This window comes from Streptomyces sp. MS191 (assembly GCF_008042125.1).
Classification (GTDB): domain Bacteria; phylum Actinomycetota; class Actinomycetes; order Streptomycetales; family Streptomycetaceae; genus Streptomyces.
This window is the reverse complement of record NZ_RDBI01000054.1, coordinates 249,128-270,555: the sequence shown is the minus strand read 5'-3', so window position 1 is coordinate 270,555 and position 21,428 is coordinate 249,128. Positions and strand designations below refer to the sequence as shown.

The following is a 21,428-nucleotide window of genomic DNA, read 5'->3' as shown; positions in this document are numbered from 1 at the left end:
GGTCGTGGTGAGGAGTGGACGGCGTACATGGCCTGCGGGTACGGGCGCCGGGCTCGGCGCCCGTGCTCAGGCGCCGATGAGCTTGGCGAACTTCTCTTCGTACGCCGTCTCCTCCGCGCTGGTGAGCGAGCGGAAGGCGTGCGACTTCGCGGCCATGGCCTTGTCGGGGAGGATCAGCGTGTTGGCGGCGAGCTCCGGGTCGATCTTGGCGAGCTCGTCCTTCACCCCGTCGACCGGGCAGACGTAGTTGATGTAGGCGGCCAGTTGGGCGGCGACCGGAAGCTCGTAGTAGTAGTCGATGAGCTTCTCGGCGTTGGTCTTGTGCCGCGACTGGGCGGGGACCAGCAGGTTGTCGCTGGAGGTGATGTAGCCGGCCGACGGGATGGAGAACTTGATGTCCGGGTTGTCGGCCTGCAGCTGGATGATGTCGCCGGCCCAGGCGAGACAGGCGGCGATGTCGCCCTTGTCCAGGTCGGAGGTGTAGTCGTTGCCGGTGAAGCGGCGGATCTGCTTCTTGTCGACGCCCTTCTGGAGCCGCCCGATCGCCGCGTCGTAGTCGGCGTCGGTGAACGCGCCCGGGTCCTTGCCCATGTCGAGCAGGGTCATGCCGACCGAGTCGCGCATCTCGGTGAGGAAGCCGACCCGGCCCTTGAGGGACGGGTCGTCCAGCAGCTGGGTGACGGAGTCGACCTTCTTCCCGCCGGTCGCCTTCGCGTTGTACGCGATGACCGTGGAGATGCCGGTCCACGGGTACGAGTACGAGCGGCCCGGGTCCCAGTCGGGGCGCCGGAACTGCGCGGACAGGTTCGCGTAGGCGTTGGGCAGGTTGGCCGGGTCCAGCTTCTGCGCCCAGCCGAGCCGGATGATCCGGGCCGCGAGCCAGTCCGTGACGCATATCAGGTCACGGCCGGTGTCCTGGCCCGCCGCGAGCTGCGGCTTGATCTTGCCGAAGAACTCGACGTTGTCGTTGATGTCCTCGGTGTACTTGACCTTGATCCCGGTGCGCTTGGCGAAGGCCTCCAGGGTCGGACGGGACTTCTCGTCCTCGCTGACGTCCATGTACTCGGTCCAGTTGGAGAAGGCGACCTGCCTCTCCTTGGCCGAGAAGTCCGTGGAGGCGGGCCCCTGGCCCTCCCGCTTCGCCGGCGGGATGCCGCAGGCGCTCAGACCGGCCAGTGAGCCGATGGTGAGCGCACCGACACCGCCGGCGCGCAGCATCGAACGGCGGCTGAGGGCGCCCCGGCCGCTGGTGAGGCTGCGCCGCATCGCGGCCAGCTGCGCCGCGGACAGGCTGTCGGGCTCGTACTGCTCCATGCGCTGTGCCCTTTCGGGATGGTGTTCGCCGCTGGTCGGGCGACGGGCTGCTATCGGTCCCCGAAGATCGTGCGGTGCCAGTCCTTCGCGGCGACCGCCGTGTTGTCGTACATCACGTGCTTGACCTGCGTGTACTCCTCGAAGGAGTACGACGACATGTCCTTTCCGAACCCGGAGGCCTTGTAGCCGCCGTGCGGCATCTCGCTGATGATCGGGATGTGGTCGTTGATCCACACGCAGCCCGCCCTGAGCTCGCGGGTGGCGCGGTTCGCCCGGAAGACGTCGCGGCTCCAGGCGGAGGCGGCGAGGCCGTACGGGGTGTCGTTGGCGAGCCGGAGGCCCTCGTCGTCGCCGTCGAAGGGCAGGGCCACCAGGACCGGGCCGAAGATCTCCGACTGCACGACCTCGCTGTCCTGCGCGGCGCCGGTGATCAGGGTCGGACGATAGTACGCGCCGTCCTTGAGGTCACCGCCCGGCGCTTCGCCGCCGGTGACGACGGTGGCGTAGCCGCGGGCGCGGTCGACGAACGCGGCGACGCGGTCGCGGTGGACGTGGCTGACCAGCGGGCCGAGGTCGGTGGCGGGGTCGAAGGGGTCGCCGAGCCGGACGGTCTCCATCAGCTCGGCGACGCGCGCGACGAAGGCGTCGAACAGCGGACGCTGGACGTAGGCGCGGGTGGCGGCGGTGCAGTCCTGGCCGCTGTTGATGAGCGAGGCGGCGACGGCGCCGTGGGCGGCGGCCTCCAGGTCGGCGTCGTCGAAGACCACGAAGGGCGCCTTGCCCCCGAGTTCGAGGTGGAGGCGCTTGACGGTGGCCGTGGCGATCTCGGCCACGCGCCGGCCGACCGGGGTGGAGCCGGTGAACGAGGTCATGGCCACGTCGGGGTGGCCGACGAGGTGCTCGCCGGTGGTGCGGCCGGCGCCGGTGACGATGTTGACGACGCCGTCGGGGATCCCGGCCTCGGTGGCCGCCTGGGCGAACATCAGCGAGGTCAGGGGGGTGAGTTCGGCCGGCTTGAGGACGATCGTGTTGCCGGCGGCGATGGCCGGCAGGACCTTCCAGGCGGCCATCTGGAGCGGGTAGTTCCAGGGGGCGATGGATCCGACGACGCCGATCGCCTCACGCCGTACGTACGAGGTGTGGTCGCCGCTGTACTCGCCGGCCGACTGGCCCTGGAGGTGGCGGGCCGCCCCCGCGAAGAAGGCCGTGTTGTCGACGGTGCCGGGGACGTCGAACTCGGTGGTGAGCTTGACGGGCTTGCCGCACTGGAGCGACTCGGCGCGGGCGAGGTCGTCGGCCTGCTCGGCCAGGACGCCGGCGAACCGGTGCAGGGCGTCCGAGCGCTCGCCCGGGGTCGCCCCGGACCAGCCGGGGAAGGCGTCCCGCGCGGCGGCCACGGCGGCGTCCACGTCCGCGGTGGACGCGAGTTCGTAGGTGAGCACGCGCTCGCCCGTCGCCGGGTCGACGACGCTGTGCTCCTGACCTGAGGTTCCGGGTCGCAGACGCCCGCCGATGTACTGCGCGCCGTCCGCGAAGCGGTCCGTTGCCTGGAAGCGGTTGCCCATGACGCTCTCCGTTGTTCCAGCTCGAATTGAGTGCCGATCCTGACAGAGGGATAACCGTCCAACAAGTGATTCCGTTGTTGCCTTTTGGTTACGCGACGGAATCGGTCGACCAAGTGTCGAGGGGTCGGTCACTTCAGCGTACGGAGTGTCCGTGGCGGCTGTCAGACTCGCGTGCATGGGGAATCTGGAACAGCTGACGGAGCAGGTCAGCCGGGGTGAACGCGTGAAGTGGCTGCTCTTCTGGGGGCACCGGCCGATGCCGGACGGCAGGCTCTCGGCGAGCTGTCTGAGCCAGTGGTGGCCGTCACCCTTCGAAGTCGAGGGCGTGCGGTACGCGACGGCGGAGCACTGGATGATGGCGTCGAAGGCGCGGCTCTTCGGGGACGCGGAGGCCGAGCGGGCGGCGCTGGACGCCGCGACGCCCGCGCAGGCGAAGAACGCGGGGCGGCTGGTGCGCGGCTTCGACAACGCGGTCTGGGAGCGGGAGCGCTTCGGGATCGTGGTGGCGGGCAGCGTCCACAAGTTCTCGTCGGACGAGGCGCTGCGCGGATACCTCCTCGGCACGGGCGGCCGGGTCCTGGTGGAGGCGAGCCCGCTGGACCGCATCTGGGGCATCGGCCTGGCGGCGGACGACGCCCGGGCCAAGGACCCGGCCCGCTGGCGCGGCCTGAACCTGCTGGGCTTCGCCCTGATGGAGGCCCGGGAGCGCCTGCGCACGGGGGCGTGACCGGGACCGTGCGGACGCGGCCGTGACGGGGGCCGCCGCACATGCCGAGGGCGCGTGATCGGTGATCACGCGCCCCTCGTTCCGGACTCGCCCGGGACACGCCCTACCGGCGCGTCTCCACGACCAGGTGCGTCGCGAACGGGTCGTCCTCGTCGTCGAAGGACGAGGAGTCCTGGGCTATCGCCCAGATGATGAAGCCGAGGAACACGGCGCTGACGAGCGTGCCGATCGCGCCGAGCACGATGCCCGCGATGGCCATCCCCCGGTTCGTCGCCTCGCCCCGGCCCGCCTTCTTGAGGCCGATGACGCCGAAGATCAGCGCCAGGATGCCGAGGATCGCCCCCAGGCCGTACAGGCAGAAGCCCGCGGTCGCGATGATGCCGAGCACCATCGAGGCCGTGCCCATGCCGTTCGACGGCTGCTGCTGCCAGCCCGGCTGGCCGGCGTAGCCCCCGCCGCCGTAGGAGGGGTAGCCGGGGTATCCGTACCCGGACGAGGCCGGGGCCACCGGCGGGGTCGGCGCCGTGGGGTAGCCGTAGCCGCCCGGAGCGACCGGAGGCGGCGGCACCTCCCCGGTCGGCATCGACGTCATCGTCGGCTGGTCGTGCACCTGCGGCACCGGCGGTGTCGCAGGCGAGGGCGACGGCTTGCTCAGTTCCACACCGTCGCGGTTCGGCGGAGCCCACGGGTCCGCCGGGTCGTACCCGCCCTGCGGCTGGTCGCTGTTGTCAGACATGGGCCTCCCCCATCGTGGTCACGCCATGCTACGACCTCCCTCCGACAGGCGAACGGCCCGGCCTACGATGACCCGATGACCGATCTCCACCCCTTCATCGCGGGGCTTCCCAAGGCAGAGCTGCACGTCCACCACGTCGGCTCCGCCTCCCCCCGGATCGTCGCCGAGCTGGCCGCGCGCCACCCGGACTCCAAGGTCCCCACGGACCCCGAGGCCCTCGTCGACTACTTCGTGTTCACCGACTTCGCCCACTTCATCGACGTCTACCTGTCCGTCGTGGACCTGATCCGCACCCCGGAGGACGTCCGGCTGCTGACCTACGAGGTCGCCCGTGACATGGCCCGCCAGAACATCCGGTACGCCGAGCTGACGATCACCCCGTACAGCTCGACCCGCCGGGGCATCGACGAGCGCGCCTTCATGGACGCCATCGAGGACGCCCGCAGGGCCGCCGAGGCCGAGCTGGGCGTCGTGCTGCGCTGGTGCTTCGACATCCCCGGCGAGGCCGGCCTGGAGGCCGCCGAGGAGACCGCCCGCCTCGCCGTCGACCTGCACCCCGAGGGTCTCGTCGCCTTCGGGCTCGGCGGCCCGGAGATCGGCGTCCCGCGCCCGCAGTTCAAGCCCTACTTCGACCGGGCGATCGCGGCCGGCCTCCACTCGGTCCCGCACGCCGGCGAGACGACCGGCCCCGAGACCATCTGGGACGCGCTGAACGAGCTGGGCGCCGAGCGCATCGGCCACGGCACCAGCGCCGTGCAGGACCCCGAGCTGCTGAAGTACCTGGCCGAGCACCGGATCCCGCTGGAGGTCTGCCCGACCTCGAACATCGCCACCCGGGCGGTCCTGGACCTGGACGAGCACCCGGTCAAGGAGATGGTGAAGGCCGGGGTCCTGGTGACGATCAACAGCGACGACCCGCCGATGTTCGGTTCGGACCTCAACAACGAGTACGCGGTCGCCGCCCGTCTGCTGGAGCTCGACGAGCGGGGCCTGGCGGCCCTCGCCAAGAACGCGGTCGAGGCCTCCTTCCTCGACCCGGCGGGCAAGGCCCGGCTCGCCGCGGAGATCGACGACTACACCGAGAAGTGGCTGTCCCGCTGACCCTCCGGGAGGGCGCCGGCCGCCGCGCGCACCCCGCCGGATCCGGACGCCGGGCCGGGGATGCCGTGACAATGGCCCCATGGACCACGTCACTGTCGTAGGCCACCGCGGCGACCCGTACCGCGTGCGGGAGAACACCGTCCCCTCGATCGTCTCGGCGATCGAGGGGGGCGCGGACACCGTCGAGATCGATGTACGGCTCACCGAGGACGGCGTGCCCGTCCTGCTCCACGACGACGGGCTGAAACGGCTGTGGGGCCACGACCTCGCGCTGTCCGACCTCACCCTGGAGCAGGTCCGCGACCTGACGTACGACGGTGTCCCCACCCTGCGCGAGGCGCTGATCGCGGCCGGTCCGCTCCGAGCAGCGCGGCCCGCGGCGGGGCGAGCGACGTCCACGTCAGCGCGATCTCGGCGGACGGGTCCGCGGCCCGCACGTGGAGCATGGCGACACCTCCCGCGCAGTAGACGACCCGCTCGGACGCGCCGCACTCGCGGACGATGCCGACGACGGTGCGGACGGAGCTCTCGTCGCCGCCCGGCAGGTCGATCATCAGCCGGACACCGTCGTACGTCAGGTCGCCCTCGCGCAGGGTGGGGACACCGTCGTACGTCCGTCGGTCCGCGGCATCCGGATGTCGAGCAGCGCCACGTCCGGCGCGAGCCGGAGCACGGCCTCCACCGCCTCGGCGCCGTCGCCCGCCTCGGCGACGACCTCGATGTCCGGCTGGACGTCCAGGATCATCGCGAAGCCGCTGCGGACCAGTTCCTGGTCGTCCGCCACCACCACACGGATCGTCAACTCCCCACCTCCGCACCCGAGGTTACGGGGATTACGGGGATCTCCACCCGCACCTCGAAGCCCCGGCCGGCCGAGCTGGAGCCGGCGACCTGGCCGGCGTACGGGCTGACGACGCTGACGGTGGTCCCGCTGGTCTGGCGGCGCCGTGCGCCGCTGACCGTGCTGCTCGCGATCCTGGCCACCAGCGGCCTGTACCGGGTGGCCGTGGAGGGCCCGGGGCAGCCGCTGCCCTACACCGGGCTCGTCATCGTCTACACGATCGCCATGCTCGCCCCGCCGTGGCAGCGGCTCGTGACCGCGCTGCTGATGGCCGTCGCCGTCCCGTGGTCCGTCTGGCTCAACACCCAGTCGGCCCGCGAACTGACCTTCTCCCTCTTCGTCTTCGCCGCGGCCTACGTGTTCGGCCGGCTGACCGTCACCCGCCGGCGGGCGGACCGGGTCGAGGCCGAGCAGGCCGCGGCGCGCGAACGGGCCCGGATCGCCCGGGAGATGCACGACATCCTGTCGCACGCGGTGAGCCTGATGATCGTGCAGGCGGAGGCCGGGCCGGTCGCGGTCCGGACGGCTCCGGAACGGGCGGAGGCCGCGTTCGACGCGATCTCCGAGACCGGCCGGGACGCGATGGCGCAGCTGCGCCGGATGCTGGGGGTCCTGCGGGAGGGCGACGGTCCCGGTGAGTCCCCGCGTGCTCCGCAGCCGGACATCGCGGCGCTCCACGAGCTGGTGGAGCGGGTGCGGGCCAGCGGGCTCGACGTCGGGTACGAGACGTCCGGCGGGGTGCGGACGCTGTCCGCGGCGACCGGGGCGACCGTCTACCGGATCGTGCAGGAGGCGCTGACGAACGTGGTCCGGCACGCGCACGCGCGCAGCGCCTCGGTCCGGCTGAGGTACGCGGAGGGTGTCGTGGGGATCGTGGTGTCGGACGACGGGCGCGGGGCCCAGCCGGGGTCGGCCGGGCACGGACTCGTGGGCATACGGGAACGCGCGGCGGCCCACGGCGGCACGGCGGTCACCGGTCCGGGTCCGGACGGCCGGGGCTTCGAGGTGCGGGTGGAGATCCCCGTAATCCCCGTAACCTCGGGTGCGGAGGTGGGGAGTTGACGATCCGTGTGGTGGTGGCGGACGACCAGGAACTGGTCCGCAGCGGCTTCGCGATGATCCTGGACGTCCAGCCGGACATCGAGGTCGTCGCCGAGGCGGGCGACGGCGCCGAGGCGGTGGAGGCCGTGCTCCGGCTCGCGCCGGACGTGGCGCTGCTCGACATCCGGATGCCGCGGACCGACGGCATCGAGGCCTGCCGGGCGATCAGCGAGCGGAGCGACTGCCGGACGGTGATGCTGACGACCTTCGACTCCGACGAGTACGTGTACGAGGCGCTGCACGCGGGTGCCAGCGGCTTCCTGCTGAAGGACGTGCGCCGCGACGACCTGGTGCACGCGGTGCGGGTGGTGGCGCGGGGCGACTCGCTGCTCGCGCCGTCGGTGGCGCGGCGGCTGGTGGAGCAGTACACCCGCCCCGCGGCCCGGCCGCGCCGGACCGATCCGGCCCTGGACGCGCTGACCGGGCGGGAGCGGGAGACGCTGCTGCTGCTCGCGCGCGGCCTGTCGAACGCCGAGATCGCGGCGGAGCTGGTGGTCAGCGACCACACGGTCAAGACGCACGTCGGGAACGTGCTCGCCAAGCTGGGGCTGCGCGACCGGATCCAGGCGGTGATCTGCGCGTACGAGACGGGACTGGTCGCGGCGGGCGCGGCCGCTCCCCCGGCCGGGGGAGGCGGGGCGGGCGCGGGCTCCCCCGCGTCGGCGAGGACCTGACCCGGGGAAGACCCCCGGTGCGGGCGATCCGCCCGACGTCGCAGGTCAGCAGGATGGAGCCATCGAGAACAACGGCTCACACCACGGAGTTGACCATGCAGCGCACCACCCGCATCCTGCTCGCCGCCACCCTGGCCCTCGGGGTCGCCGCGGGTCCGGCGGTCGTCCCGGCGGTGGCCGCCGGCCCGGAGACCGCCACCGCGGCGACCGCCCCGCCGCTCGGCCCGGCCCTGGAGGCGGCGATCGCCGGGCTGCCGACGGCCGACGCGACGGCGGCGCTGGTCCGGGTCGGCGGCACCGAAGGCGTCTGGCGGGGCAGTTCGGGCGTGCACGACCTGCGGACCGGCCGACCGGCCGACCCCGGCGCCCGCTTCCGGGCCGGTTCGGTGACGAAGGTCTTCACGGCGGCGGTCGCCCTGCAACTGGCCGCCGAGGGAAGGCTGGACCTCGACCGGACGGCCCGCTCGTACCTGCCGGACCTGGTCCCCGCCCGCTACGGCGCGGTCACCGTCCGCCAGCTGCTCGACCACACCCACGGCATCCCGGCCGCGGACTTCCCGGGCGAGACGGTCGAGGAGTGGTACGCGCACCGCTTCGACGTCCACGACCCCCGGGACATGGTGCGCTCGGCGACGGCGAAGGAGCCGGAGTTCGCGCCCGGGACGAGGCAGCACTACCTCAACATCGGCTACACGGTCGCCGGCCTGCTGATCGAGCGCGTGACGGGCGACTCCTACGAGCACCAGGTCACCACCCGCGTCCTCAGGCCGCTGGGTCTGCGGGACACGTCCTTCCCGGGGGCCGACCCGCACATCGCCGGCCGCCACAACCACGGTTACCAGACGATGCGGCTGGCCGACGGGACGACGGGGCTGCGGGACGTGACGGTGTGGGGGACGACGGACGGCTGGGCGGCCGGGGACATCGTCTCCACCACGGCCGATCTGGAGCGTTTCACGCGGGCCCTGTTCCGGGGCGACGTGGTGCGCGGCCCGCTCCTGGAGGAGATGTTCACGCTGCCGAGGGTCGCGGACCTGAGGACCGGCGCCCCGGCGGCCTACTCGGTGGGGCTGTCGATGAAGAAGCTGGGCGGCCGCGAGGTGTGGGGCAAGACGGGCGGCCGGTGGGGCTACAACGCGGCGATCGCCTCGACCCGCGACGGCTCGCGCACCCTCGTGTACAGCGTCAACTCCACGGACGCCAAGGGCCAGGACGTGAACAGGGTCGCGCTGAACGTCATGGTGGCGGCCTACGGCCCGCCCTCCGCCTGACGGCCGGCGGCCCCGGCGCGGCGGTGGAACCACCGGCCGGTGCCGCCGCCTCTCCGTCACCGGCTCAGGAGACCGCGGCCGCGGGCCGCGCGGTCGGCGGGGCGTCCGTCAGGGCCTCCAGGCGCTTGATCATCCTCCGGACGACGAGCAGCGGGACCACGCCGAAGACACCGAACGACATGTCGATGACCGACCACCAGAAGGGGATGTCCCGGATCGGTCCGCAGATCAGGGCGAGCGGGATGATGCCGGCGCAGGCGATCATGCCGAACTCGACGACCCAGATGTTGCGGACCGGGTCGCGGTAGGGCCCGACGAACGCGACGGCGATGACGAGGTGGGCGAAGGCCAGCCAGTCGGTGCCGTACAGCACGAAGGGGTACTCCGCGTCGGCGGTGTCGAGGCCGTCGCGCACCCGCCGGATCCAGTCGAGGAGTCCGGGGAAGAGGTCGGCGACGGGGCTCGCCCAGGACGTCAGCGCGCTCTCGGCCAGGTGGAGTTCGGTGACCAGCGGGAAGGCGGTGAGGCCGCTGAGCACCAGGCAGACGATGAAGACGACCAGCCAGACGCGGATGCGCTTGAGGAGGGCTCTCGGCCCGTTCGTGTCGCTCATGGCAGCACCCTACGCCCCTCATGAACGTGTTCAAAAACCGGGTGGGGCCATGGCTCCGCCCACCCCCGCGATCGCCCGGCCTCCGCCCCCGCGATCGCCCGGCCGCTCACCCGCGCCGGGTCACCCGCCGCGCCACCGCGTGCGCGGCGACGGTGGCACCCGCGGCCACCGCGAGTCCCGTCACGGCGTCCCTCGCCCGGGCCGGCCGCAGGACCCCCGCCCGCTTCAGCCGCCCCCTGGCCCAGAGCGTGAAGGGAACGACGAGCAGCGGCGAGGTGACCGAGCCGGGCGTGTAGCCGCGGACCACGGCGGCCTGGGCGAGGTGGACGAGCCCGTGCAGCCCGAAGCCGTTCAACGCGGCCTGGAAGAAGGCGGACCGCCCCTGCGAGCGCGCTCCCGCGACGGCCGCGGCGGCGACCACGGCGCCCATCACGGCGACGGCGGTCGCGAACTCCCGCTCGTCCACACCCTCCATGGCCGTCCAGACGGCCTCCGGCACCTCGGGGAACCGCTCGCGCAGCTCCGGCAGCCGCTCCCGGACCCAGCGCGGTCCGCGCGCGAGCTCCTCGGCGTCGTGCAGCGCCCAGGCCACGAACAGGCCGTACGTCACAGTCGTGTTCACGAGGGGAGAACTCACAGCCCGACGATCGAGTTCCACCTCCTGGCGAACTCCGCGCGCTCCTCGGAGGTGATGTCCCGGGCGATGGCGAGCCGGCGGCGCATCGCGTCGTCCGGGAAGATCAACGGGTCCTCGGCGAGCCCGGCCAGCTCCTCGTCGCCGGAGTCGGCGAGGACGTCGCGGGCGGCGGGCACCGGGCAGACGTAGTTGACCCAGGCGGCCAGCTCGGCGGCCACCTCGGGCTCGTAGTAGTAGTCGACCAGGGCCTCGGCGTTGGCCTTGTGCGAGGCGAGGTTGGGGATCATCAGCGACTCGGCCCACAGCTCGGCCCCCTCCTCGGGGACCACGAACTCGATGTCGGGGTTGTCGGCCTGGAGCTGGATGACGTCACCGGAGTAGGCCTGACAGGCCAGGACGTCACCGGTGGAGAGGTCCTTGATGTAGTCGTTCCCGGTGAAGCGGCGGATGTGCCTGCGCCGTACGAGCCCCTCGACCTGTTCGCACAGCGCGTGGAAGTCGTCGCCGGTCCAGCGGGTCACGTCCACGCCGTTGCCCTGCATCAGCAGGGCGAAGGACTCGTCGAGCCCGGACAGCAGGGTGACCCGGCCGCGCAGGTCGCCGGCCCAGAGGTCCGTGGTCGAGCGGATCTCCCGGCCCAGCTTCCGGCGGTTGTAGGCGATGCCGGTGATCCCGGACTGCCAGGGCACGCTGTGCAGCCGGCCCTCGTCGAAGGCGGGGCCGCGCAGCTGCGGATCGAGGTGCCGGGTGATGTTCGGCTGCCGGGAGCGGTCCATCTCCTGCACCCAGCCGAGCCGCACGAAGCGCGCGGCCATCCAGTCGCTGACGACGATCAGGTCCCGGCCGGTCTCCTGGTGGTTCATCAGCGCGGGGCTCACCTTGCCGAAGAACTCGTCGTTGTCGTTGATCTCCTCGGTGTACCGGACGGAGATCCCGGTCCGCTCGGCGAAGGCGTCGAGCGTGGGGCGCTTGGACGTGTCGTCGTCGGTGTCGATGTAGAGGGGCCAGTTGGCGAAGTCGAGGACCCGGTCGCGTGCGGACAGGTCGCGACCGGACCGGCGGCCGGGCTCCACATAGGCGGCGGGCACCCCGCAGGCGGCCGTCGCCGTCAGGGCCGCGGCGCCGCCGAGTCCGCGCAGCAGGGTCCGGCGGGACATGGTGTTCCTCGCTGTCGCTCTCACCCGAGCAGCCTCCCCCCGCGCCGCGCACCGGGGCAATGGACGCTCCGTCTCCCCCGCGGCCCCTGCCCCGACACCTTGTCGATCACCGGGCGACGCAGGTGGTGCGCCCTGGCCGACGCCCGTTCCGTCCGGTCCGGACGCGCGGACGGGCGGCCGGGGAGGAACCCGACCGCCCGTCCGTGTTCAGGGGGTTCAGCCCAGGGACGTCATCACGTGCTTGATGCGCGTGTAGTCCTCGAAGCCGTACGCCGAGAGGTCCTTGCCGTAGCCGGACTTCTTGTAGCCGCCGTGCGGCATCTCCGCGACGAGCGGGATGTGGGTGTTGATCCAGACGCAGCCGAAGTCGAGGGCCTTCGACATGCGCATCGCGCGGGCGTGGTCCTTCGTCCAGACCGAGGAGGCGAGGGCGAACTCCACGCCGTTGGCGAACTCCAGGGCCTGGCCCTCGTCACGGAACGACTGCACCGTGATGACCGGGCCGAAGACCTCGTTCTGGACGATCTCGTCGTCCTGCTTCAGGCCCGAGACGACGGTCGGGGCGTAGAAGTAGCCCTTGTCGCCGACGCGGTGACCGCCGGACTCGACCTTGGCGTGGGCCGGGAGGCGCTCGATGAAGCCGCTGACCTGCGCGAGCTGGTTGGCGTTGTTCAGCGGGCCGTAGAGCACGTCCTCGTCGTCCGGCTGGCCGGTCTTCGTGTCGGTGGCGGCCTTGGCGAGCTGGGCCACGAACTCGTCGTGGATGGACTCGTGGACGAGCACGCGGGTGGCGGCCGTACAGTCCTGGCCGGCGTTGAAGAAGCCCGCCACCGAGATGTCCTCGACGGCTTTGGCGATGTCGGTGTCCTCGAAGACGACGACCGGGGCCTTGCCGCCGAGCTCCAGGTGGACGCGCTTGACGTCCTTGGCCGCCGACTCGGCGACCTGCATGCCGGCGCGTACCGAGCCGGTGATGGAGGCCATCGCCGGGGTCGGGTGCTCGACCATCGCCTTGCCGGTCTCCCGGTCACCGCAGATGACGTTGAAGACGCCCTTGGGGACGATCTGCCCGATGATCTCGGCGATCAGGACGGTCGAGGCGGGGGTGGTGTCCGAGGGCTTGAGGACGACCGTGTTGCCCGCGGCGAGCGCCGGGGCGAACTTCCACACGGCCATCATCATCGGGTAGTTCCACGGCGCGACCTGGGCGCAGACACCCACCGGCTCGCGGCGGACGATCGAGGTCATGCCCTCCATGTACTCGCCGGCCGAGCGGCCCTCGAGCAGCCGGGCGGCACCCGCGAAGAAGCGGATCTGGTCCACCATGGGCGGGATCTCCTCGCTCGCGGTGAGGGCGACCGGCTTGCCGGTGTTCTCGACCTCGGCGGCGATCAGGTCCTCGGCCCGCTCCTCGAACGCGTCCGCGATCTTGAGGAGGACCTTCTGGCGTTCGGCCGGCGTGGTGTCGCGCCAGGCCGGGAACGCCGCGGCGGCGGCGTCCATGGCGGCGTCGACGTCGCTCTGGCCGGAGAGCGGAGACGTGGCGAAGACCTCGCCCGTGGCCGGGTTGACCACATCGATGGTCCGCCCGTCGGCGGCGTCCCGGAACTCCCCGTTGATGTAGTTACGCAGCCGGCGCAGCTCGGTGGTCACTTGCCACCCCTCCTGTCGTTCAGAGTTCATTCTGTCCCGATGGGTGAGACACCCCCACAGTAGTCGCTCGGCGGACGCTTTCGACAGGCCCGACAGCCCCCAACTTCGGATTCGGTGAGATGATGGAGCTGAAACAACGAATTTCATCGCTCCGGGCTTGCCAGACAGACGAGTCCCGGTGCACAGTGAGGTCGTGGCCAGTCAAAGCGCTAACTCCAGGACCGGATCCGGTTCGTCCCCGACGATCGATGCCGTCTCCCTGGCGATCATCGAGCAGCTACAGGAGGACGGTCGCCGTCCCTACGCGGCGATAGGCAAGGCCGTCGGCCTGTCCGAAGCCGCCGTGCGGCAGCGCGTCCAGAAGCTGCTCGACCAGGGCGTCATGCAGATCGTCGCCGTCACCGACCCGCTCACCGTGGGCTTCCGGCGGCAGGCGATGGTGGGCATCAACGTCGAGGGCGACCTGGACCCGGTGGCGGACGCGCTGACGGCCATGGCCGAGTGCGAGTACGTGGTGATGACCGCGGGCTCCTTCGACCTGATGGTGGAGGTCGTCTGCGAGGACGACGACCACCTGCTGGATGTGATCAACAAGCGCATCCGCACCCTCCCCGGCGTGCGCTCCACCGAGAGCTTCGTCTACCTCAAGCTCAAGAAGCAGACCTATATGTGGGGAACCCGATAGCCGTGAGCAACTCCCGCAGCGATCTCTCCAAGTCCGCCTACGACCACCTGTGGATGCACTTCACCCGCATGTCGTCGTACGAGAACAACCCCGTCCCCACCATCGTCCGCGGTGAGGGCACCTACATCTACGACGACAAGGGCAGGAAGTACCTCGACGGCCTCGCCGGCCTGTTCGTGGTCCAGGCCGGCCACGGCCGCACGGAGCTCGCCGAGACCGCCGCCCGCCAGGCCAAGGAGCTCGCCTTCTTCCCGGTGTGGTCCTACGCCCACCCCAAGGCCGTCGAACTGGCCGAGCGCCTCGCCCACGAGGCCCCGGGCGACCTCAACAAGGTCTTCTTCACCACCGGTGGCGGAGAGGCCGTCGAGACGGCCTGGAAGCTGGCCAAGCAGTACTTCAAGCTGGTCGGCAAGCCCACCAAGTACAAGGTCATCTCCCGCGCGGTCGCCTACCACGGCACCCCGCAGGGCGCCCTGTCGATCACCGGCCTGCCCGGCCTGAAGGCCCCCTTCGAGCCGCTGGTGCCCGGCGCGCACAAGGTGCCGAACACGAACATCTACCGCGCCCCGCTCTTCGGCGACGACCCCGAGGCCTTCGGCCGCTGGGCCGCCGACCAGATCGAGCAGGAGATCCTCTTCGAGGGCCCCGACACCGTCGCCGCCGTCTTCCTGGAGCCGGTGCAGAACGCCGGCGGCTGCTTCCCGCCGCCGCCCGGGTACTTCCAGCGGGTCCGCGAGATCTGCGACCAGTACGACGTGCTGCTCGTCTCCGACGAGGTCATCTGCGCCTTCGGCCGCCTCGGCACCACCTTCGCCTGCGACAAGTTCGGCTACGTGCCGGACATGATCACCTGCGCGAAGGGCATGACCTCGGGCTACTCCCCGATCGGCGCGTGCATCGTCTCCGACCGGCTCGCGGAGCCGTTCTACAAGGGCGACAACACCTTCCTGCACGGCTACACCTTCGGCGGCCACCCGGTCTCCGCGGCCGTCGGCCTCGCCAACCTCGACCTGTTCGAGAAGGAGAAGCTGAACCAGCACGTGCTCGACAACGAGGGCAACTTCCTGTCGACCCTGCAGAAGCTGCACGACCTGCCGATCGTCGGCGACGTCCGCGGCAACGGCTTCTTCTACGGCATCGAGCTCGTCAAGGACAAGGTCACCAAGGAGTCCTTCAACGACGAGGAGACCGAGCGCGTCCTGTACGGCTTCCTGTCGAAGGCGCTCTTCGAGAACGGCCTGTACTGCCGCGCCGACGACCGTGGCGACCCGGTCATCCAGCTGGCCCCGCCGCTGATCTCCGACCAGTCCACCTTCGACGAGATCGAGCGGATCCTCCGCGAGACCCTCACGGAGGCCTGGACGAAGCTGTAGGGCGCCTCGCGACCCACGCCGCCCTCACGGCGTGAACGGCCCGGGCATGCCGCCATCCGAGTGGATGACGGGGTGCCCGGGCCGCGTGCTGTCCGTACCGGCGGATCCGAATCCTTACGGTGCCCAGTGACCGACAGGACCGTCTCTTCGTTCCCCCGGACGGGGGAAGCACGGGGGACCACACCAGATCCGACCCTCCTCCGATCCGACTCGATCCGACTTCGAGGTGTACGCGATGGCCCCACCGGACAACGACGTGCTCTGGGCGCGTTCCCTGCACTACTCCCTGGGGGGATCGACCGCGCTGAGCGGGGTCTCCCTCGGGGTCCGCGAAGGCGAGATCCTCGCCCTGGTCGGCCCGCGCGGCAGCGGCAAGACCGCGCTGATGCAGTGCCTGTCCGGCCAGGCCGTCGCCCAGCAGGGCGAGGTCTGGTTCAACAGCAGTCCCGTGCACACCATGACCGGGCCCCAGCGCGAGCGGCTCCGCAGGGACCGGTTCGGCTGGATCGACCCCGAGCCGGGACTCGTGCCGGAGCTGACCACCTGGGAGAACGCCGCCCTGCCGCTCCTGTTGCGCGGGGTGTCGCACCGGAGCGCCAAGGCCGCCGCCGTCGAGTGGCTGGAGCGGCTCGACATCGGCATGTGCGCGCGCCGGCGCCCGCACGCCCTCAACCAGTCGCAGCGGCAGCGGATCGCGATCGCCCGCGCCCTGGTCACCACCCCGACCGTGCTCTTCGCCGACGAACCCACCGCCTCCCTGCACAGCGCCGACGGCGCGCAGGTGCTGCGCACCCTCACCGCCGCGGCCCGCTCGCACCGCATCACGGTGCTGCTCGCCACCCACGACGCCGAGGTGGCCACCCTCGCCGACCGCGCGGTCGGCCTGCTGGACGGGCGCCGCGTGAGTGCCGGCTCCCTGCCGCCGACGAACGGGGCGGAGGGCGTCGCCGCGTGCTCGCTCTCCGTCTAGTCCGCGGCACCCATCCCCTCGTCCTGCTGCGGCGGCTCCTGGTCGCCACGGCCGCGGCGGGGGTCGGCTTCCTTCTGCTGTGCACGCTGGGGTACGCCGTGGGCCATCCGGACCGGTCGGCCGCGTCCGTGCTGCGACTGCTGTGGTGCGCGATCCCGCTGGCCGCGACCGCGCACTTCGCGGTGGCGGTGGCCCGTACGGACCCCAGCACCCGGCCGCGGCCGGGGCTCTCGGCGATCGGGCTCGGCCCGGCCCGGCTGACGGCGCTCGCCGCCGCGTCGACGGCGGTCTCCTGCACGCTGGGCTCGATGCTCGCCCTGCTGTTCTACCTGCACCTGCGCGGCGACATCACCGGCCTGCCCTTCGACGGCGCCGCGGCCGAGCTGCTCGCCGCCGACCAGCCCCTCCCGCTGGCCGCCGCGCTCACCCTGCTCGCGATCCTGCCGGTGGTCGCCTCGACGGCCGCCGGGCTCGCCCTGCGGCCGCGGAAGCCCGCCGCGCCCGAGGGCGCGGAGCGGACGGTCCCGTCGGGACTGCCCTGGGGCGTCGCGCTGCTCGCCGTGGGGCTGGCCGTGGAGACGTACGCCGGCCAGGGCGGCGGGAACGGCGACTTCCCGCTGCCGGGCCGCTTCGAGGCCAGCCCGGGAGGCGTCCTCGCCGGCTGGGTCCTCACGGCCGTCGGTCTCGCGATGGCCGGACCCGGCCTGACCCACTGGTGCGGACGCCTCCTGCAGGCGGTCCGGCCCGGCGCGGTCCGGCTGCTGGCCGGCCGCGTCCTGATGGACGAGTCCCGCCGCATCGGCCGCCCCCTGGGCGTGGTGTGCGCGGTGGCGTCCGGGGCGGTGGCCGCGGTCACCCTGTACGGGTCCGGGACGGGCGACTTCGGCCCGCTGACCGGCCTGGGCGCGGCGCTGGTGATGTCCTGCACGACGGCGACGCTGCTGACGGCGACCCTCGAATCGAAGCAGTGCCGCGCCCACACCACCGAGGCGCTGCTGCGCCTGGGCGCCCCGCCCACGGTGCTGCGCACCGCCGCGCTGCTGCGGGCGGGCGCCCTGCTGGTGGTCTTCCTGCCCCTGACCTGGCTGGTCGGAGCGCTCGCGGCCGTCCCGCTGGGCGGCTGACCGGCCGCGCGATCCCGGCTCCCGGCGCCCGCCGCCCGACGGCGACGACCGGGGGCCGACGCCCCGGACCGCCCGGCTCCCGCCCGTCCCGTCCGGCGGCCGGAGGCAACTTCGGCGCCCGGTATCCCGTCTGTCCCGGGGACGACACAGGAACGGCACACGGCGGGAATGCCGTACGACGGGAACGGAGCCCCCAGTGCTCACAGGACTGCTCACCGCGGTCGCCGCCTCGCTCTGCTACGGCACGGGTTCGGTCCTGCAGGCGGTCGGCTCCCGCAGGTCCGCCCGCCGTGAGGCGGCGGCCGGACAGCTCAGCCGGCACGGCGGGCCGAGCCTGTCCTCGACCGCCAAGGCGGCGATGACCTGGGAGTTCATCGTCGGCACGATCCTGGACTTCGTCGGCTTCGGTCTCGGGGCCCTGGCCGCCCGGATGCTGCCGCTGTTCCTCTCGCAGACCGTGATCAGCGCCAATCTGGTGATCACGGCGGTCCTGAGCATCCGGCTCCTCGGCATCCGCCTCACCCGCCCGGAGTGGACCTCGATCGGGGTGGTCTGCTCGGCGCTGGTGCTGCTGGCGAGCGCCGCGGGCCCCGAGGGCAGCGGGCACACGTCCCTCGCCACGCACGGGTGGCTGCTCGCGGTCTCCGTCCTGCTGATGGCGGGCGGCACCGTTCTCGTCCGCCGGCTCGGCGCCCGCGCTGCGGTCCTGGCGGGTCTCCTCTCGGGTCTCGGCTTCGGCGCGCTGGGCGTCGGGGTCCGGGTGCTGAACGGCGTCGACCCCTTCGACCCGGTCGCGCTGCTGGCCGATCCGGCGCTGTACGCGATCCTCGTGGCCGGTGCCGGCGGCATGTACCTGCACACGGTCGCGTTGCAGATCGGTTCGGTGAACGGGGCGACGGCGGCGCTGGTGGTCGGCGAGACCGTGCTCCCCGGCATGATCGGCGTCTGGTGGCTGGGCGACGCCTCGCGCCCCGGGTTCGCCTGGCTCGCCGTGGCGGGGTTCGTCCTGGCGGTGGCCGGCGCGGTGGCGGTGGCCTGGTTCGGGTCGCCGGAGGGCGAGCCGGCGGCCGGTGCACCGGTGCCGGACGCCCGCCGGGGCGACGGCACCGCGCCCGCGGCCCGGGAGCCCGCCGCGACTCCGTGACCGCGGCCGCACCACCGGAGGCCGCCGGGCCACTCCCCCGTGCGCCCGGCCCCCGGTGCACGGCCCGGGCGCGCGGTCAGCCGGTGGTGGCGGCCGCCAGCAGCACGACCTCGGCCGGCGCGAAGGACACGCCGACCCTGGCTCCGGGCTCCGGCGCGTCGTGCAGGGCGCACTCCGCGTCCAGCGCGGGCCCGTCGTCCGGGCGGAGCCGTACCGCCACGCGACTGCCGCGGAAGGTCCGGGCCTCGACCGTGCAGGTCAGGCCGTCCGCCGGGGCGCCGAGCCGGACACCGCCAGGGCGCACCAGGAGCCGGGCGGCGCCGCGCGGCGACCCGTCCGGGACCGGGATCCGGCCCCACACCGTGTCGGCGGAGCCGCCGTCCACGGTCCCCGCCACGACGTTGTCGAAGCCGAGGAAACGCGCCACGAACTCGGAGGCCGGCCGCTGCCAGACGTCGAGCGGCGTGCCGGACTGGGCGATCCGGCCGTCGCACATCACCACGACGCGGTCGGCGAGGGCGAACGCCTCGCCCTGGTCGTGGGTGACGGCCAGCACCGTCGTCCCCAACCGGCCGAAGAGGTCGCGCAGTTCGGTGACCAGTCGTTCCCGCAGCCCGCGGTCGAGCTGGCCGAGCGGCTCGTCGAGCATCAGCAGCCGGGGCCGTGGCGCGAGGGCCCGGGCCAGCGCCACCCGCTGCTGCTCGCCGCCGGAGAGCGAGCCGACGGCCCGCCGCCCCGCGCCGGGAAGTCCGACGAGGTCGAGCAACTCGGCCACCCGGGCCTGCTGTTCGGCCCGGCCGACGCCGTGCATCCGCAGGCCGAAGGCCACGTTGCCGGCGACGTCGCGCTGCGGGAAGAGCTGGTGGTCCTGGAACATCAGGCCGACGCCCCGCCGGTGCACCGGCACGCCGGCCTGGTCGGTGCCGCCGAGCAGGACCCGGCCGGCGTCCAGCGCCTGGAGGCCGGCGACGGCCCGCAGCAGGGTGGACTTCCCGCTGCCGCTCGGCCCGAGCACGCACACGATCTCGTGCTCGGCGACCTCCAGGTCCACCGCGTCGAGCACCGCGCGGTCGCCGAACCGTACGGTCGCGTCCGTGAGGGTCAGCATCAGAACTCCCCGGAGGTGCGGTCGGTGCGCAGCCGTTCGAGCAGGAGCAGGGACACCGCGCACACCACCATCAGAATCGTCGAGAGGGCCATGGCCTGGCCGTAGTTCAGCTCACCGGGCCGGCCGAGCAGCCGCGCCACCGCGACCGGCAGCGTGGGTCGGTCGGGGCGGGCGATGAAGACGGTCGCGCCGAACTCGCCGAGGGAGACGGCGAACGCGAAGCCGGCCGCGATGAGCAGGGCGCGGCGCACCAGCGGCAGGTCCACCTCGCGCCAGGCGCGCAGGGGCGAGGCGCCGAGCACGGCCGCCGCCTCGCGGAGCCGGTCGTCCACCGCGCGCAGCACGGGCAGCATCGTGCGGACGACGAAGGGGACGCCGACGAGCGCCTGGGCGAGCGGGACGAGGATCCAGCTGGCCCGCAGGTCGAACGGCGGCTCGTCGAGGGTGATCAGGAAGCCGAAGCCGACGGTGACGGCGGAGACCCCGAGCGGCAGCATCAGCAGGGCGTCGAAGCCCCGGACGAAGCGACCGGCCCGCCGGGTCAGCGCCGCCGCGGCCAGTCCGCCGATGACGACGGCGATGGCGGTGGCGACGACGGCGTACTGGAGGGAGTTCGCGAGGGTGTCGGTCAGCGGGACGAGGAAGGTGCCGGAGGCGTCGACCTCCTGCAGCGCCCGGTAGTAGCCGAACCCGTACCCCTGCGGGGTGTCGAGGGACCGTTCGACGAGGACCGCGAGCGGGAGGACGAGCAGCAGGGCGATCGAGAGCAGGACGGCCCCGAACAGCGTCCACTGGCCGAGGCCCCGGGGGCGTCGCGCGGTCCGCTCGGGGGCGACGAGTCGCAGCGCGGTCTCCCGTCGCCGGACCGTCCGGGCGTGCACGGCGAGGATCGCCCCGACGGCGACGAACTGGACGATCGTGAGCACGGCGGCCGTGCCGAGGTCGAACCGGTCGACCGTCTGCCGGTAGATCTCCGTCTCCAGGGTGGAGTACGTCGGTCCGCCGAGGATCTGGACGACGGCGAAGGACCCGGCGGTGAAGAGGAACACCATGAGGGCGGCGGCGCCGACGGCCGGGACGAGGGCCGGCAGGGTCACCTTCCGCCAGGCGGTCCAGCGGGAGGCGCCGAGGACCCGGGCCGCCTCCTCCTGACGCGGGTCGAGTTGGGCCCAGAGCCCGCCGACGGTCCGGACGACGACGGCGTAGTTGAAGAAGACGTGGGCCAGGAGGATCGCCCAGACGCCGGTGTCCAGGCGGACGCCCCACAGCTCGTCGAGGAGCCCGCGGCGGCCGACGAGCGCCAGGAAGGCCGTGCCGACCATGACGGTGGGCAGCACGAAGGGGACGGTGACGACGGCGCGCAGGACGCCCTTGCCGGGGAAGTCGAAGCGGGCGAAGACGTACGCGCCGGGCAGCGCGATCAGCAGGGTCAGCGCGGTGGAGGCGAGCGCCTGCCAGAGCGTGAACCACAGCACGTCGAGGATCTCCGGCCGGCCCAGGGTCCGCGCGAAGCCGTCGAACCGCAGGCCGCCGTCGGCGCCGAGCCCGCGCTCGACGATGGAGGCGACGGGCCAGGCGAAGAACAGCCCGAAGAACGCGACGGGCACGGCCATCAGGCCGAGCCGCGCCGCGCT

General features: G+C 72.6%; 20 protein-coding genes and 2 pseudogenes. 11 read left to right on the top strand and 11 right to left on the bottom strand.

From position 1 onward, the window contains the following. Positions 1 to 66: 66 nt before the first annotated feature. Together EAO71_RS24335 and EAO71_RS24330 are read right to left on the bottom strand one after the other, a co-directional pair. Positions 67 to 1,314: an ABC transporter substrate-binding protein gene (locus EAO71_RS24335; protein ID WP_147979935.1), complete on the bottom strand. Its 1,248-nt coding sequence runs from the start codon at positions 1,312 to 1,314 to the stop codon at positions 67 to 69. Positions 1,315 to 1,364: 50 nt separating this feature from the next. Continuing rightward, complete coding sequence (locus EAO71_RS24330) at positions 1,365 to 2,879, bottom strand: gamma-aminobutyraldehyde dehydrogenase (protein ID WP_147979934.1); 1,515 nt, start codon at positions 2,877 to 2,879, stop codon at positions 1,365 to 1,367. Positions 2,880 to 3,054: 175 nt separating this feature from the next. On the opposite strand from EAO71_RS24330, the gene EAO71_RS24325 reads away from it, so the two are divergent. Next, positions 3,055 to 3,606, top strand: a complete 552-nt coding sequence (locus tag EAO71_RS24325) for an NADAR family protein (RefSeq protein WP_147979933.1) — start codon at positions 3,055 to 3,057, stop codon at positions 3,604 to 3,606. Positions 3,607 to 3,709: 103 nt separating this feature from the next. Here the strand turns inward: EAO71_RS24325 and EAO71_RS24320 are convergent, their stop codons facing one another. Then, positions 3,710 to 4,342, bottom strand: coding sequence for a DUF4190 domain-containing protein (locus tag EAO71_RS24320; protein ID WP_147979932.1), 633 nt, complete (start codon positions 4,340 to 4,342; stop codon positions 3,710 to 3,712). Between the two features lie 75 nt (positions 4,343 to 4,417). Between EAO71_RS24320 and EAO71_RS24315 the strand changes: the two genes are divergently transcribed. Both EAO71_RS24315 and EAO71_RS40105 read left to right on the top strand, forming a co-directional pair. Next, positions 4,418 to 5,443 (top strand): adenosine deaminase, encoded by a 1,026-nt coding sequence (locus EAO71_RS24315; protein WP_147979931.1) that lies wholly within the window; start codon positions 4,418 to 4,420, stop codon positions 5,441 to 5,443. Positions 5,444 to 5,522: 79 nt separating this feature from the next. After that, positions 5,523 to 5,708, top strand: a pseudogene (locus EAO71_RS40105) (glycerophosphodiester phosphodiesterase); the annotation flags it as partial. A 16-nt stretch (positions 5,709 to 5,724) separates the two neighbouring features. Here EAO71_RS40105 and EAO71_RS40100 read toward each other — a convergent pair. Both EAO71_RS40100 and EAO71_RS40095 read right to left on the bottom strand, forming a co-directional pair. Next, positions 5,725 to 5,997, bottom strand: a complete 273-nt coding sequence (locus EAO71_RS40100; protein ID WP_187282812.1) for a hypothetical protein — start codon at positions 5,995 to 5,997, stop codon at positions 5,725 to 5,727. A 59-nt stretch (positions 5,998 to 6,056) separates the two neighbouring features. Then, positions 6,057 to 6,245: pseudogene (locus tag EAO71_RS40095) on the bottom strand (response regulator transcription factor); the annotation flags it as partial. Between the two features lie 30 nt (positions 6,246 to 6,275). Here EAO71_RS40095 and EAO71_RS24300 point away from each other — a divergent pair. The 3 genes from EAO71_RS24300 (at position 6,276) to EAO71_RS24290 (ending at position 9,330) form a co-directional block, all read left to right on the top strand. Continuing rightward, the gene (locus tag EAO71_RS24300; protein ID WP_261992324.1) at positions 6,276 to 7,346 is read left to right on the top strand and encodes a sensor histidine kinase; all 1,071 of its coding nucleotides are present in this window, start codon (positions 6,276 to 6,278) and stop codon (positions 7,344 to 7,346) included. Then, positions 7,343 to 8,059, top strand: coding sequence for a response regulator (locus tag EAO71_RS24295; protein WP_147979930.1), 717 nt, complete (start codon positions 7,343 to 7,345; stop codon positions 8,057 to 8,059). Before EAO71_RS24300 ends, EAO71_RS24295 begins: the two co-directional genes overlap by 4 nt. Before the next feature lie 95 nt (positions 8,060 to 8,154). Further along, on the top strand, positions 8,155 to 9,330 hold the full coding sequence (locus EAO71_RS24290) for a serine hydrolase domain-containing protein (protein WP_147979929.1): 1,176 nt from the start codon (positions 8,155 to 8,157) through the stop codon (positions 9,328 to 9,330). A gap of 64 nt (positions 9,331 to 9,394) precedes the next feature. On the opposite strand, the gene EAO71_RS24285 is transcribed toward EAO71_RS24290, so the two are convergent. From EAO71_RS24285 to EAO71_RS24270, 4 genes are all read right to left on the bottom strand, one after another. After that, positions 9,395 to 9,943, bottom strand: a complete 549-nt coding sequence (locus EAO71_RS24285; RefSeq protein WP_147979928.1) for a hypothetical protein — start codon at positions 9,941 to 9,943, stop codon at positions 9,395 to 9,397. A gap of 106 nt (positions 9,944 to 10,049) precedes the next feature. Then, positions 10,050 to 10,580: an HXXEE domain-containing protein gene (locus EAO71_RS24280; protein ID WP_261992318.1), complete on the bottom strand. Its 531-nt coding sequence runs from the start codon at positions 10,578 to 10,580 to the stop codon at positions 10,050 to 10,052. Beyond that, positions 10,577 to 11,737 carry a polyamine ABC transporter substrate-binding protein gene (locus tag EAO71_RS24275; RefSeq protein WP_147979927.1) on the bottom strand — a complete coding sequence of 387 codons (1,161 nt, stop codon included), beginning with the start codon at positions 11,735 to 11,737 and terminating at the stop codon, positions 10,577 to 10,579. Before EAO71_RS24275 ends, EAO71_RS24280 begins: the two co-directional genes overlap by 4 nt. A 216-nt stretch (positions 11,738 to 11,953) precedes the next feature. Next, positions 11,954 to 13,390: a gamma-aminobutyraldehyde dehydrogenase gene (locus EAO71_RS24270; protein ID WP_147979926.1), complete on the bottom strand. Its 1,437-nt coding sequence runs from the start codon at positions 13,388 to 13,390 to the stop codon at positions 11,954 to 11,956. Between the two features lie 178 nt (positions 13,391 to 13,568). Here EAO71_RS24270 and EAO71_RS24265 point away from each other — a divergent pair, with 178 nt between their 5' ends. From EAO71_RS24265 to EAO71_RS24245, 5 genes are all read left to right on the top strand, one after another. After that, positions 13,569 to 14,075: an Lrp/AsnC family transcriptional regulator gene (locus tag EAO71_RS24265; RefSeq protein WP_147979925.1), complete on the top strand. Its 507-nt coding sequence runs from the start codon at positions 13,569 to 13,571 to the stop codon at positions 14,073 to 14,075. Continuing rightward, complete coding sequence (locus EAO71_RS24260) at positions 14,060 to 15,448, top strand: aspartate aminotransferase family protein (protein WP_147979924.1); 1,389 nt, start codon at positions 14,060 to 14,062, stop codon at positions 15,446 to 15,448. The genes EAO71_RS24265 and EAO71_RS24260 overlap by 16 nt, the downstream gene beginning before the upstream one ends. 235 nt (positions 15,449 to 15,683) lie before the next feature. Further along, positions 15,684 to 16,418 carry an ABC transporter ATP-binding protein gene (locus tag EAO71_RS24255; RefSeq protein ID WP_147979923.1) on the top strand — a complete coding sequence of 245 codons (735 nt, stop codon included), beginning with the start codon at positions 15,684 to 15,686 and terminating at the stop codon, positions 16,416 to 16,418. After that, positions 16,400 to 17,542: a hypothetical protein gene (locus tag EAO71_RS24250; protein ID WP_147979922.1), complete on the top strand. Its 1,143-nt coding sequence runs from the start codon at positions 16,400 to 16,402 to the stop codon at positions 17,540 to 17,542. Before EAO71_RS24255 ends, EAO71_RS24250 begins: the two co-directional genes overlap by 19 nt. A 196-nt stretch (positions 17,543 to 17,738) precedes the next feature. Then, the gene (locus EAO71_RS24245; protein WP_261992317.1) at positions 17,739 to 18,686 is read left to right on the top strand and encodes a DMT family protein; all 948 of its coding nucleotides are present in this window, start codon (positions 17,739 to 17,741) and stop codon (positions 18,684 to 18,686) included. A 76-nt stretch (positions 18,687 to 18,762) separates the two neighbouring features. Here the strand turns inward: EAO71_RS24245 and EAO71_RS24240 are convergent, their stop codons facing one another. Continuing rightward, on the bottom strand, positions 18,763 to 19,794 hold the full coding sequence (locus tag EAO71_RS24240; RefSeq protein ID WP_147979921.1) for an ABC transporter ATP-binding protein: 1,032 nt from the start codon (positions 19,792 to 19,794) through the stop codon (positions 18,763 to 18,765). Then, entirely contained in the window at positions 19,794 to 21,407 is a 1,614-nt protein-coding gene (locus tag EAO71_RS24235; protein ID WP_187282802.1) for an ABC transporter permease, read from the bottom strand. The genes EAO71_RS24240 and EAO71_RS24235 overlap by 1 nt, the downstream gene beginning before the upstream one ends. Between the last annotated feature and the right edge of the window lie 21 nt (positions 21,408 to 21,428).